Source organism: Helicobacter sp. L8 (assembly GCF_003660355.1).
Taxonomy (GTDB): Bacteria; Campylobacterota; Campylobacteria; order Campylobacterales; family Helicobacteraceae; genus Helicobacter; species Helicobacter labacensis.
This window is the reverse complement of record NZ_QXQR01000004.1, coordinates 46,575-59,238: the sequence shown is the minus strand read 5'-3', so window position 1 is coordinate 59,238 and position 12,664 is coordinate 46,575. Positions and strand designations below refer to the sequence as shown.

Annotated in this window: 12 protein-coding genes; 4 read left to right on the top strand and 8 right to left on the bottom strand. The window is 47.6% G+C overall.

Translation table 11 applies throughout. The features are described from left to right. The first annotated feature begins 21 nt into the window (after positions 1 to 21). The 3 genes from EAO37_RS03430 to EAO37_RS03420 are packed head-to-tail and all read left to right on the top strand — an operon-like array spanning position 22 to position 2,802. A complete protein-coding gene (locus EAO37_RS03430; RefSeq protein ID WP_120951548.1) occupies positions 22 to 1,047 on the top strand; it encodes an LptF/LptG family permease in 1,026 nt (341 codons plus the stop codon). Beyond that, on the top strand, positions 1,047 to 1,769 hold the full coding sequence (gene truA, locus EAO37_RS03425) for a tRNA pseudouridine(38-40) synthase TruA (protein ID WP_120943851.1): 723 nt from the start codon (positions 1,047 to 1,049) through the stop codon (positions 1,767 to 1,769). Before EAO37_RS03430 ends, truA begins: the two co-directional genes overlap by 1 nt. A 19-nt stretch (positions 1,770 to 1,788) precedes the next feature. Beyond that, positions 1,789 to 2,802: a lipid A deacylase LpxR family protein gene (locus EAO37_RS03420; protein WP_120943847.1), complete on the top strand. Its 1,014-nt coding sequence runs from the start codon at positions 1,789 to 1,791 to the stop codon at positions 2,800 to 2,802. A gap of 8 nt (positions 2,803 to 2,810) precedes the next feature. Here EAO37_RS03420 and EAO37_RS03415 read toward each other — a convergent pair whose 3' ends face one another. From EAO37_RS03415 to secA, 3 genes are all read right to left on the bottom strand, one after another. Further along, positions 2,811 to 3,056, bottom strand: coding sequence for an RNA-binding protein (locus EAO37_RS03415; protein ID WP_120943844.1), 246 nt, complete (start codon positions 3,054 to 3,056; stop codon positions 2,811 to 2,813). A 78-nt stretch (positions 3,057 to 3,134) separates the two neighbouring features. Beyond that, complete coding sequence (locus EAO37_RS03410; protein WP_120943841.1) at positions 3,135 to 4,373, bottom strand: ABC transporter permease; 1,239 nt, start codon at positions 4,371 to 4,373, stop codon at positions 3,135 to 3,137. After that, positions 4,370 to 6,952 carry a preprotein translocase subunit SecA gene (secA, locus tag EAO37_RS03405; protein ID WP_120951546.1) on the bottom strand — a complete coding sequence of 861 codons (2,583 nt, stop codon included), beginning with the start codon at positions 6,950 to 6,952 and terminating at the stop codon, positions 4,370 to 4,372. Before secA ends, EAO37_RS03410 begins: the two co-directional genes overlap by 4 nt. Positions 6,953 to 7,024: 72 nt before the next feature. Between secA and lolA the strand changes: the two genes are divergently transcribed. Further along, positions 7,025 to 7,537, top strand: coding sequence for a LolA-like outer membrane lipoprotein chaperone (gene lolA, locus EAO37_RS03400; RefSeq protein ID WP_120943835.1), 513 nt, complete (start codon positions 7,025 to 7,027; stop codon positions 7,535 to 7,537). On the opposite strand, the gene EAO37_RS03395 is transcribed toward lolA, so the two are convergent. Genes EAO37_RS03395 through metG form a run of 5 tightly spaced genes read right to left on the bottom strand, consistent with a single transcriptional unit; the run spans position 7,531 to position 12,661 of the window. Further along, positions 7,531 to 8,658, bottom strand: coding sequence for a glycosyltransferase (locus EAO37_RS03395; protein WP_120943831.1), 1,128 nt, complete (start codon positions 8,656 to 8,658; stop codon positions 7,531 to 7,533). The two genes, lolA and EAO37_RS03395, sit on opposite strands and share 7 nt — an antisense overlap. Then, complete coding sequence (locus EAO37_RS03390; RefSeq protein ID WP_120943828.1) at positions 8,658 to 9,080, bottom strand: PaaI family thioesterase; 423 nt, start codon at positions 9,078 to 9,080, stop codon at positions 8,658 to 8,660. Before EAO37_RS03390 ends, EAO37_RS03395 begins: the two co-directional genes overlap by 1 nt. A 2-nt stretch (positions 9,081 to 9,082) precedes the next feature. Then, positions 9,083 to 9,886, bottom strand: coding sequence for a tRNA 5-methoxyuridine(34)/uridine 5-oxyacetic acid(34) synthase CmoB (cmoB, locus tag EAO37_RS03385; RefSeq protein WP_120943825.1), 804 nt, complete (start codon positions 9,884 to 9,886; stop codon positions 9,083 to 9,085). Next, the gene (locus EAO37_RS03380) at positions 9,879 to 10,820 is read right to left on the bottom strand and encodes a hypothetical protein (RefSeq protein ID WP_120951544.1); all 942 of its coding nucleotides are present in this window, start codon (positions 10,818 to 10,820) and stop codon (positions 9,879 to 9,881) included. Before EAO37_RS03380 ends, cmoB begins: the two co-directional genes overlap by 8 nt. Beyond that, on the bottom strand, positions 10,820 to 12,661 hold the full coding sequence (metG, locus tag EAO37_RS03375; RefSeq protein ID WP_120951542.1) for a methionine--tRNA ligase: 1,842 nt from the start codon (positions 12,659 to 12,661) through the stop codon (positions 10,820 to 10,822). The genes EAO37_RS03380 and metG overlap by 1 nt, the downstream gene beginning before the upstream one ends. Positions 12,662 to 12,664 lie beyond the last annotated feature (3 nt).

Genomic DNA, 12,664 nt, shown 5'->3' with positions numbered 1-12,664 from the left:
GTGCGCGTTGCTAAAGGCTATATGCTCAACGCCATAGCCCAAGTTTTCTTTTCTTTCTTTCTGGTGCTCTTTTTCATCGCTTCAATTGTGATGCTCATTAGTATCGCCACGGTAACTTTGGTGGTGAAACTCAGCGCGTTGGATCTCTTGCAACTCTATTTGTATCTCTTGCCCGGGACGATCTTTTTCATCATCCCCATCACTTTTTTTAGCGCATGCGTGATCGGGCTGGCTAGACTCTCTTACGATCACGAATTGCTGGTGTTCTTTTCCCTAGGAATCGCCCCTAAGGAGTTGGTGAAAGCCTTATTGCCCCTGTGCGTGGTGGTGAGCGCGATCTTATTGGTGTTTTCTCTCATTTTGGTCCCGGCTTCCAAGAGCGCTTATTACTCTTTCTTGCGGGATAAAAAAGAGCGCGTGGATGTGAATATCCAAGCGGGGGAATTTGGGCAAAAGCTAGGAGATTGGCTAGTGTATGTGGGTAAAAGCCACAATGGAGTCTTTAGCGATTTGGTGCTTTTTTCGCACAAGAGTTTGGTAACGGAGAGTTTTATCATCGCTAAAGAGGGGCGAATCCGTAACCAACAGGGGCTATTTGAATTGGAATTAGACCATGGTAACGCCTATTTTGCCACCAAAGATCAAGTGCGCAAAGTGCATTTTAAAGAGCTCATCTTAAAGAATAGACCGGTGTTTTCTAGCCGTTCCAACTCGGCTTACTTGCATGGGCATGATTACATAGGCTATTGGAAAAAAGCCTTTGGGGCGCATCCGGATCAAAACCAACAAAGGCGTTTCACCCAAGCCATCTTAGTCGCGCTCTTTCCTTTAGCTAGCTTATTTCTCATCCCCTTGTTTGGGGTTGCTAACCCGCGTTATGCTAAAAATCTCTCTTATGTCTATGTGTTGGTGGCTGTAGGGTTGTATTTTTTAAGCATGCATGTGGTGAGTCAAGATGCGCCTTTGGTGGGCACAATCACCTTGCCCATTGTGTGGTTTGTCGGGGCGTATGCGCTCTATAGGCGCGTGGTGGTGCGTTTTTATTGATGCGCCGCTTTAAAATGGTGATCGCTTATGATGGGAGCGCGTTTTGTGGTTACGCTAAGCAACCCCATCTACCCAGTGTGCAGGGGGTTTTAGAGGCTAGCTTGCACGCCTTGGGGATTGCTAGCCCCTGCTTGAGCGCGGGCAGGACAGATAAAGGTGTGCATGCTCTAGCCCAAGTGATCTCCTTTTGCGCTAGCCTGCCCCTAGAGACTTTGCAAAGACACCTCCCTTCTAAACTCGCTCCCCACATCACTTGCAGATGCCTGCAGATCGTGCCTCTAGAGTTTCACCCGCGTTTTTGCGCGCTCAAGCGCACCTATGTTTATGTCTTCACTCAAAAACTGCATAATCCTTTCTTAAGCCGTTACATCGCTTGCTGTGAACATGGGGATTTAACGCGCCTACAACAGGCTTTAAACGCGTTTATAGGCGTGCATGATTTCAAATATTTTAGCAAGCAAGAATCGCGCAACACCCAAAGGCAGATTTATAAAGCCAAGTGTGTTGCGCGTTCGTTTTTAGGCGTGCCCTGCGGGGTGATTTACATCAGCGCGCCCAGCTTCTTACGCGCCCAAGTTCGCTTGATGGTGGGCGCAGCGTTGGCACACTCCTTGGGACATCTAAGTTTAGCGCAACTACAAGATCAAATTGCTACCCAACAACGCCACCACAACACCCCCGCTCCCCCCCAAGGGCTTTATCTAGCGCGCGTGGACTATTAACCCCCCTAAAAGGATTGCTGTGTTTGTATGGCTGTTGTTGCTTCTATGTGGCGTGGGTGAGGCGCGCTCTTTATTGCAAACCCCTACCACTTTAGTGCCCTATAAAAAGCAGTCTATCACGCTTCTAAGCGAAAATGACGCGTATTTACACCCCATCGATCGCTACTACACGGCGGGTAACCGCGTGGGTTATGTGAGTAAAGAATACAATTTCTGGGGGGCGGCTTACGCCAAATCTTGGCTGGCATGGAGTCGTTACGCCAGTCTGCTCTACAAATCCCCTAAAATGACGCGTTTTGCTCTCTTGGTGAGTCAAAGCATTTACACCCCCTTGCTAGAGCATTACCGCCAACAAGCTATAGTGCCCGGGGATCACCTCTATGCCGGCTGGCTTAAGGCAGATTTGGGGGTTTTTCAGCGTAGCGCGCACAGCTTAGAGAGTTTATTTATTTCCTTTGGCACCGTAGGACCCCATGCCTTTGCGCAAGAAATTCAAGATTGGGTGCATAACAAACTGGGCGACAAGCGTTTTTTAGGTTGGCAACACCAAATCCGCAATGAATTTACCTTTGAGATCGCCTACCAATGGTTGCGTAAAATCCCCCTGCTACAAACGCGCTTTCTTAGCATAGACTTAATCCCGGGCATAGACATCACTCTGGGCAACGCCATCACGCACGCACGCTTAGGCTCTCTATTGCGTGTGGGTTATAATTTAGATGTGGATTTTGGACCCAACAAGATCAACTCCAATCTAAGCGGGGGATTCCCCTATAGCAACAAATTATCTTTTTATATCTTTGCGGGGGTGTCAGGGAGCTACCAACCCATTGACATTTTTATCCAAGGCAATAGCCCCCAAACACAGGGTATCACACACCTCCCGGTGGCACTCTACGCCTTAGAAGGGGGAGTCGCCTTGCTTTACAAGGGCTTTAGAATCGCCATCATCGCCACCAATTTGAGCAAAACCTTCCGCGAACAACCCGAAAGCCACAACATCGGCACGGCTGAAGTCAGTTTTGCTTTTTAGAGTGTGGGCTATCTTCTAGGATTGGCTTCAGTAACGCGGATAGTTCTACCCATAAAATCCGTGTTGTCTAGAGTGCTGATCGCTTTGAGCGCGCCTTCGTCTTCCATTTCCACAAACCCAAATCCCTTAGGTCTTTTGGTTTCTCGATCTAAAATGAGTTTGACAGAACTCACCGCCCCAAACTGGCTAAAGAGCTCTTCTACCTCTTGCTCTGTAGCGCTATAAACCAAATTCCCTACATAAATATTCTTCAAAGTGCTCTCTCCGCGAAATTTCTCTTTAGCTGACGCTAAAAGACGCGCCCATTCTAGCGCAATCTAGCTTAAATTGTCCTATTCATTGCGCAACACCGCTAGTGCATTTACGCTGGCTGCCTTGCGCGCGGGGTAGTAAGAAGAGAGCGCGACAATCAAAGTAGCCCCAATGAGTGTGCCTAGAAAATCGCCCATCGCCAAATCTAGGGGCAGTTTATCCATGCCATAGACATCAGCAGGCAGAGAAATAATAGGGAAATGCGCCAACAAGCCCATCGCCAAAAAAGCCAAGATCACGCCCAAGATAATCCCGCTCCCCCCAATTACACTCCCCAAGACAAAAAAACTCTGCTGAATCTCCTTAGTGCTAGCCCCTAGACTGAGTAATAGAGCGATCTCTTTGCGGCGGTGCATCACCACCATGAGTAAAGAGCTAATGATGTTTAAAGAGGCCATTAAAATAATGAGCATCAACACGATAAAAAGCGCGCGCTTTTCTAAAGCCATTGCCGAAAAGAAATTCCCATTTTGTTGCCACCACCCCTCAATGCCTATGCCGTGATTGGGAATCTCCTTAAGTGCTTCTTTGATTTTGTCCATATCCTCCATTGCATGTTGTGAATACACATGGATTCCATCATATACCCCAGCAGGCAAGTTTCTGATTGCGCTCAGAGCTTTTAAATTAGTATAAAGATAGCTATTGTCATAAGCCCTAAGCCCGGATTCAAAGACCCCGTCTACCTCAAAGCGTTTCATGGTGGGGGAAAGCACAAAGCCAGTGGGCTCTAATTTGGTGAAAAATAGATCCAATTTCTTGGCGTTGCCCAGTAAAAGCGATTCTTTTAAGGTTTTACCCACAATGAGGTGGAAGGGCGTGGATTTAAAGCGTTGTAAACTCTGTGTATCAAAGCTTTTTTTTAAAATGGTGTTGATGCGCAATTCCCTGTCTATGTCCACCCCAAATAATAGCCCTCCATTCACCATGCCATTAAAGCGCGCCACAACCTGCATTTGCAAGTAGGGGCTAAAGAGCAAATGGGGAAACTTGCGTTCTAAGGCTTCTAAAGTGTTTTGTTCAATGCCCGCATAACTTGTTGTATACAAAGTTAAGGGGTAGTTCATCACAAATAGTTTGGCTTCGAACTCCTTATTCATGCCATTCATGATCGCCATCGCCACAATGAGCACCATCACCCCCACCCCCACCCCCAAAAAAGCCAACAATGCGGTGATGCTAATAAAGGGCTGGTTTTTATCAAAGCGCAAATAACGGCGCACCAAGAAGGGCACCAAAGAGGGCGCGATCACACTCATTTGGGTTTGGCAAAAATCCCTTTTTTAGGACCACTCTTGGCATGGCAATGCTTGTATTTCTTCCCGCTCCCGCAAGGACAGGGCGCGTTCCTAGAAATGCTCTTGGGCACTTCTTTTTCTTCCATCTCCCAATTACTCAAAGCCAACTCAATTTCTGAATTATTAAAACTCAACTCCTCGCGGGCTTCCTCTAGGTCGCTAAAGAATCTCTGGGTGTCCTCATGGGTGCTATGGCTCAATTCTAGCTTATGGAAAGTCTTGATCGCCTCTAGCTTGATCGAGTCGATGAGTTCTAAAAAGAGATTGTAGCTTTCTTTTTTATACTCCACCAAGGGGTCTTTCTGGTTATAGCCTCTAAGCCCGATCCCGGTCTTGAGATTGTCCATCGTGTAGAGATGTTCGCGCCACGCGTTGTCCAAAATCTGTAGATAGATGATGCGCTCGATCTTGTTGCGATCCTCTATCCCCTCCATCTTGGCTTGGTATTGCTCTTCTAGCGCGCCAAGAATAAACGCCTCCAAGCTAGCTAAACTATCCTCCTCCAAGTCCTCAAAATCAATATGGGCGTTGAACTCCTCCTGCAAGACATGGGCGATACTCTGTAAATCCTGCGCGCTGAAATCCTGCGCCTCAAAGGCTTGTTGGCTCTCTAAAATCTTCATCACCGCATATTGGCGATTCTCCTCGATACGCGCGCTGATGTCGTAATTATCATCCAACAACTCGTTGCGGAATTTGTAGACGGTTTTGCGTTGCTCGTTGGCTACATCATCGTATTCTAGCAAGTGTTTACGACTCTCAAAGTGTAGGGCTTCTACCTTCTTTTGGGCGTTCTCTACAGAGCGTGTTACTAGCTTGGATTCAATGTATTCCCCATCTTTCAAGCCCAATTTTTCCATCACCCCCTTAATGCGATCGCTCCCAAAAATGCGCAACAAGCTATCCTCTAGGCTCAAATAAAATTGACTAACCCCCGGATCGCCCTGCCGCCCGCTACGCCCTCTAAGTTGGTTGTCAATGCGCCTGCTCTCATGGCGTTCTGTGCCAATGATGTAAAGCCCGCCTAATTGCTTGATCTCCTCACTGAGCTTAATATCCACTCCACGCCCAGCCATGTTAGTGGCAATAGTAACAGCCCCTTTGAGTCCGGCATCCTTGATGATCTCGGCTTCTTTGGTGTGCTGTTTGGCGTTTAAAACGGTGTGGGGGATGCGCTCTTGTTGCAACAAAGCATGTAAAACCTCGCTTTTTTGGATGCTCGCTGTGCCCACCAGCACGGGTTGCCCCTTGGCGTGCAATTCTTTGATCTTGGCGATCACCGCTTCAAATTTCTCCCTCTCACTCTTATAGATGAGATCGTTTAAATCCTTGCGCTGGATGGGGATATTGGTGGGAATAGAGATCACCTCCAAATTATAGATTTCTAAAAACTCCGTGGCTTCTGTTTGGGCAGTGCCCGTCATGCCCGCTAGCTTGTCATAGAGCCTAAAATAGTTCTGAAAAGTGATGTCCGCTAGAGTTTGACTCTCTTCTTTGATTCCCACTTTTTCTTTTGCCTCTAGGGCTTGGTGTAAGCCCTCACTAAAGCGCCGCCCTTCACTCAAACGCCCGGTGAATTCGTCCACAATCACCACCTCCCCATTAGAAACCACATAGTCCCTATCTCGGGCAAATAAGTAATGCGCCTTGAGGGCTTGATCCAAATGGTGGGAGAGAATGGCGTTGTCTAGGCTGTAGAGATTATCCACCCCAAAGAGATTTTCAGCCTTCTTAATGCCCTCTTCGGTGATGAGAATCACGCGGTTTTTTTCATCAATGGTAAAATCTGTGTCAAGTTGCATGTTTTGGGCGACCATGTCCGCGCGTTCGTAATTCTCCATGCGCTTATTGACTGGTCCTGAGATGATTAGGGGCGTGCGGGCTTCATCAATCAAGATCGAATCCACCTCATCAATGATCGCAAAGGCGTGTTCTTTTTGCGCCTTTTGATCCAAAGAATACTTCATGTTGTCGCGCAAATAATCAAAGCCAAATTCATTATTCGTGCCATAAACAACATCATTGGCGTAAATCTCTAGGCGTTCCTCATCAAAACTTCCCCCCACCACCACGCCCACACTATAGCCCAAAAAATTATAAAGAGGCTCCATCTCCCTAGCATCCCTTTGGGCTAAATAGTCATTCACAGTCACCACATGCACACTTTGCCCGCTCATCGCATGCAAAGCCACTGCCAAAGTCGCCACCAAAGTTTTCCCCTCCCCGGTTTTCATCTCAGCGATCTTGCCCTCGTGCAAAACCATGCCCCCGATGAGTTGCACATCAAAATGGCGCATACCCAACACGCGCTTAGAAGCCTCCCGCGTGATCGCAAAACTCTGGCATAAGACCTCATCTAGACTTCTTTCTTGATGGCGCACTTGGGCTTTCAAACCCTCAAAGGCTTCTTGCAACTGCGCATCGCTAAACACGCTACACTCTTTCTCTAACGCATTGATTTTTGCTACGCGTTGTTGGTAAGCCTTGATGGCGCGCTGGTTTTTCGTGCCGATAATTTTATTCACAAGGGTTTTAATCATGCGAGTATCCATGTTGTTTTAAAGCCTAGATTCTAACAAAATTTTATACAATCGCGCCTAAAAGAAAAGACAATGCGTTGGATCGTGTTTTTATGCTTGGGCATGGGCGGGCTTTTGGGGCTGGATTTAAAATTCCAGAGTTTTAGCGCGCATTTTAAACAGGTGGTGTTGGGTGAGGGACCCAGCCCCGTGTATGAGGGCGAGCTCTTTGCCAAACTCCCCGATTCAATCAAATGGGTTTATTACAAGCCCTCCAATAAAGAGATTTACATGCGTGATAAGCGTGTGGTGGTCTATGAACCCCAGCTCATGCAAGCCACTCTCACCAAACTAGACAAGTCTTTAGATTTCTTTAGCATCGTTAAAAAAGCCAAACTCCAAAAAGATGGGCGTTACAAAGCCAAGATCAAAGACACCACCTATTATCTCACCTTACAAAATGGCTTGCCCTACTTGCTGGAGTTTGCCGACAAACTGGACAATAAAGTCCAAATCACTTTCAGCGCTGTGCAAACCAATGTCCCCTTAGAGGACTCTGTATTCACCTTTGTGCTCCCTAAGGGGGTAGATTTGGTGCGTCAGTAAATGCGCTTGAAATCCTCAATGACCTCTTGATACATCTCTAGAGTCTGCCTGATGGATCGATCTAAAGTGTAATTTTGTGTGCTTTGCGCGTAGGCTGTTTGCATTTGGGCGCGCTCTGTGGGGTGATCTAACCAATAGTCAATTTGGCGCGCCAAATCTGTAGGATCATTGGCTTTAAATAAAGAGCGATCATCTAGGGCAAATTGATTGGTCGCGCTGATCTTGCTATCTGAAATGATAGGCACAATCCCACAACTCATCGCTTCCAAACAGGCGATCGCCTCTCCCTCCACATCAGCACTGTGCACATACAAATCGCATTGGTAAAGCAATTCTACCAAGGCACTAGGTTCTACAAAGCCAAAATCCACAGAGTGGGCTAACTTACGCGCTTGCTTTTGCAACGCGTCCAAACAAGGTCCCTGCCCCTTGAGGTGTAATTGGATTTGGGAGCGGTGTTTGCTCAAATGCACCGCGTCAATAAGCACTTTTTGGTTTTTTTCAGGCGAATAACGCCCCACCATGACGATGTGGTAGAGATCGTCTGTCTTGGTATTATGGGTGCGGGGGGTGTAAAGAGGATCAAAACCATTGGAAATCACATATTTTTTTCCCCCATAGGCATGCCTATTTAATTCGGCTTTAATGAGCGCAGAGGGGCAATGGATATGGTTGAGGTGTTGGTAATAATTCTGCCTAAACCACCAAAAGATCGCCCGGTTTAACCACGCTAACCTCTCTAATTTGATATTATAAGTGATGTGTTCTGGCTGTAAGTGAAACGCCCCCACAAAGGGGATTTTCATAGCACGGGCTACTTCTATGGCGATCTTTTCTAATTTAAAGGGTAAAAAGAGATGGATGATGTGTGCCCCTTCAAAGGCGCGTTGCAACACTTCCTTTTGGGGTTTGCCAAAGAGGATATGTTGTTTATGCGCGATTGGGGTTACTAAAGGGATATGGCGTTCAGGCACGCTATAAAATCCCTCTCCTTGCACGAAAGGCGCGACCACGCGCACCTCATGCCCATGTTTTTGCAGGGCTTTATAAAAGCGGTAAGCCGTCATAGAAGTGCCATTGCTCTTGTTTTCAAAACTATCCACCACCAGCACAACAACCACTACTCCTCCTTAAAGTTGAACTTAAAGGGGCGTTTTTCAAAAACTAAAATCTCAAAATCCCCCTCAAACACCTTGATCTCCATAAATTCCCCCTCCACACGCACAGACACTTTTTTAGAGCTAGTGTGGTTGATGGTGGCGTTGAAATAAATCTCTTGTTTTAATTCAATGGGGGCAAGTAAACTGAGCTTGATCGAACTAATGAGGCTATTTTTTTTGTTGAGCGCGCATAGGGCTGCAAAACTTGCTGCTCCCACGATAAAGCCCGCATGCACCACATCTTCCTCACATAACATGAATTCTTTAGGAACGAGGCAAACTGTAGCTCGCCCCGATCCAAAAGAAATCAAATCCGCGCACAAGGTTTGCTCTAACCTAGAACAAACCACCAAACCTTCCTCAAGGGGGGGGGTATCACTCATGTCTAGCCTTTTGTTAAGATGAAATAACCCCGCACGGGGGGATCATAGCCCTCAAGAGTCTTAGAGCCACTAGAGTCTAAAAAATGCTCCAAACTCAAACCCTCAATCCACGCGCTCTTGTGTTGTTCTTGGGTGGTGGTGGGGCATCTAGCAAACAGATCACATGCGCTAAAACCCGCTTTAAGTGCCCAATTTTGCAAAGCACTAGGGCTAGGGATAAAATAGACATTGCGCATCTTGGCGTAAGTGCGCGGGCAAAGAGCCACCTCTAGGGGGCTCTCGTAAATGAGGGTGTCTAAAACCAACACACCCTGTTTATTTAACCCCATGTGCAAGGCTTTGAGCGCGCTATGGGGGTCTTTTCTATGGTAGAGCACGCCCAAGCAAAAAATCACATCAAAACGCCTAGGGTAAGCGCGCAAATCCTCCACTCCCAAACTCTCATAGAGAATATCAAGCCCCAATAATGCGTTTAGATACGCAAATTGGGCTTTGTAAAGCGCGCTAGGATCAAACCCGGTTAAACTCGCGCAAGCCTGTTTAGCCATACAAAAGAGATGGTAACCATTATTGCAACCCACATCAGCAACATGCTTGCCTCTTAGCTCTAAGCAATCTTTGAGAAGTTCCCATTTAAAATCGCTCCGCCATTCGCTTTGGATTTTAAAGCCCCGATCGCGCCCCTCTAGCATGAAAGGTCCCTTACGCCAAGGGCGCAAAGCCCATGCCTTTTCATAGAGTTGATCCAAATCCACCCCCTCATTAAGATAGATACGCAAGCCCTGATCCACACAATAACTAGCCAAACAAACTCCCTTGTTGGGGTTTATCCATTAACAGCGCGCCTATGTCCACATCCCCTAAGATAAAGCCCAAAGTGAAGGGGGCGCGCAACAAGTATCTGAGATGATCTGCATTGTGGTAGAGTTGGTGGGCGATTTTTAAGGGAGTGGGGGTAAAAATCTGCATTCTGTGCCAAGGGGCGCATTGGCGCGCGTAAGCAAGCCATGCAGGCATTTCTTGGGGGCTAATCCCGCCCACTAGCACCTTAGAGCCGTGCGCGCAGGGTTCTAGCGCGTCATTAGTATGAAAAACACGCAGGGGTAACATGCCTAAGTGTTCTAGTTGGGCGCGCTCTCCTAGTGCCTGACAAGCGCACAAAGCGCGCTTTAGTTGCGGGGCATAAAAGCTAGGCAATTTGAGATCAAAGCGCACGCCTTGATAGAGAACACTCAAACTAAATAACGACTTGGACAAGATTTGGAAGGGCGCAAAATCCTCTAATTCCAATTCTGCTCCAAACAACCCCCGCAAGGCACTCGTGTGCGCCACAACGCAAGAAATTTCCAAAAGGGACAAATTCAACAACGCCACACTCTCCCCCTCGAAGAATACCACACTTTTAGCATGCAAAATTTTAGAGAGAATGGCAAATTCGACACGGGAAACGCAAAGCAAGCGCACCCCCAGTAAGTGGTAGCGCAACAAGCGTTCTAGGGCTTTAACCACTTGGGGGACAACAATCCAAGCGATCTCAGAGTCGCTAATAGTTATGTCTTGATCGCAAAGCACTCCATAAGCCCCATTCTCCAGCGCGCACGCGATATTATGGGGTTGCAGGGCGACAAAGAGCCCCCCCCTAGTGTCTTTAGGATCGGTGCTGATGTGGCTGAAGGCGTGCACGCAAGGCGCGCCTTTAAGCACCCCCCGCGTGATCTCCACCACCTCAGCCACATGCACTAGCTAATGACACTCCCATTTTTCATGGGGGCTAGGGGCGCAATTAACCTTAAGTTTTCTCCATCTCCTGCGCTCAACACCATGCCCTCACTGAGCACTCCTAACATTTTACGCGGTTCTAAGTTTAGCAAAGCACACACCTGCTGCCCCTCTAGAGCTTTGGGCTCATAATGCTTGGCAATTCCAGAGAGAATCACGCGCACTCTATCCCCAAAATCCACACGCAACAATAAAAGCTTATCGCTTTGCTGGAGCTTTTCTGCGCTCAACACCTGCCCTACACGAATCTCGAGTTTTTGGAAATCCTTGAGAGTAATAGGGGCGCGGGGTTTTGGGGCTTTTGTTACTAAGAGTTCTAGGCGGGGGAAAAGGGGCTGGGCTTTTTGGATCACAAAAGAGTCTAGAAAAGGGGTTTTTTGCAGGCGCACAAATGCGCTAGCTTCCAACTCTAAACCCAAAATATCGGCTAACTTGCGCGCGCTCTGGGGGATTACCGGGTAAAGGTAGTAAGTGGCTTTGGCTAGTAGGGTAGCAATTAACCCCAACAACGCCATAATCTGGGCTCGATTGTGCATTTTCCATGGCTCCTCGCGTGCGATGAGCGCGTTAGCCCCCTCAAAGACTTTCCATAAATCCTCTAGGTATTTATGGGGTTGCATCTCTTGCATGCTCGCTTCTAAAGGCTCAAAAAACCCATTTAGAGTGGTGTAATCTTGGGTGTAGTATTGCAAAACCTGCGCGCTCTCAATGCGCCCTTCAAAATAACGCCATGCCATTCCGCTTAGGCGTTGCACCAAATTACCTAAGGTGTTGCTTAAATCCGCATTGGAGCGGCGTAACAACGCCTCAAGACTAAAATCTCCATCTTGCCCTAAGGGCACTTCACGCAAGAGAAAATAACGCAAGGTGTCCTTGCCATAATCTTGGGCGACCTCTTGGGCGTTGATCACATTGCCAATACTCTTGCTCATCTTCACGCCCTCAATGGTCCACCACCCGTGCACACACAAATGCTTAAAAAGAGGCAATTTCAAACTCATCAAAAAGGCGGGCCAGTAGATGGCATGGAAGCGCAAAATATCCTTACCGACCACATGAATAGCGTGGTTGAAATAGCCCATTTTCTCCCCCTCAGGGTAGCCTAGCGCGCTCACATAGTTGAGCAACGCGTCCAACCAAACATAAATGACATGCTTGGGGTCTTTGCATGCGGGGGGGAGCTTGATCCCCCATTCAAAACTGGTGCGTGTGATGGAGAGATCGTGTAAGCCCTGCTCAATGAAGCGCAACACTTCAGGCATGCGGTTGGTGGGCAAGATGGCTCTAGGGTTTTTAGCGTAAAATTCTAACAGGGGTTCTTGGTATTGGCTCAATCTAAAAAAATAACTCTCCTCTTCTAAAATGCTCGTTTCTCTCTGGCAATCCGGACAACGCGCATGGCTGGCGACAAAACTCTCACAACTCACGCAATAAGAACCCTTGTAAGTGCCCTTATAAATGTCGCCTTGTTCTAGCATGGTGGCAAAAGCGCGTTGCACGGCTATGGTGTGCGCGTGATCTGTAGTGCGGATGAAGTGATCGTAATCCATATTAAAAAAATCCCATTGCGATCTAAAATGCGCGCTGATTTGAGAGGCGTACTCTAGGGGGCTTAGACCATGTTTTTGCGCGCTTAGGGCGATCTTTTGCCCGTGTTCGTCCGTGCCGGTTAAAAAAAAGACCTCATGCCCTCTAAGGGCGTGGTGCCTCTTTAACATGTCAGCGATGATTGTGGTGTAAGCATGCCCTAAATGGGGGACATCATTGACATAGTAAATAGGGGTAGAGATTAGGGTTTGCATGCG

Bases quoted from the DNA above. Each gene is read 5' to 3' on its own strand.
- lolA (WP_120943835.1), top strand. From the start codon at position 7,025: ATGCGTTGGATCGTGTTTTTATGCTTGGGCATGGGCGGGCTTTTGGGG.
- EAO37_RS03430 (WP_120951548.1), top strand. From the start codon at position 22: ATGCTCAACGCCATAGCCCAAGTTTTCTTTTCTTTCTTTCTGGTGCTC.
- metG (WP_120951542.1), bottom strand. From the start codon at position 12,661: ATGCAAACCCTAATCTCTACCCCTATTTACTATGTCAATGATGTCCCC.
- truA (WP_120943851.1), top strand. From the start codon at position 1,047: ATGCGCCGCTTTAAAATGGTGATCGCTTATGATGGGAGCGCGTTTTGT.
- EAO37_RS03410 (WP_120943841.1), bottom strand. From the start codon at position 4,373: ATGAGTGTGATCGCGCCCTCTTTGGTGCCCTTCTTGGTGCGCCGTTAT.
- EAO37_RS03390 (WP_120943828.1), bottom strand. From the start codon at position 9,080: ATGAGTGATACCCCCCCCCTTGAGGAAGGTTTGGTGGTTTGTTCTAGG.
- secA (WP_120951546.1), bottom strand. From the start codon at position 6,952: ATGATTAAAACCCTTGTGAATAAAATTATCGGCACGAAAAACCAGCGC.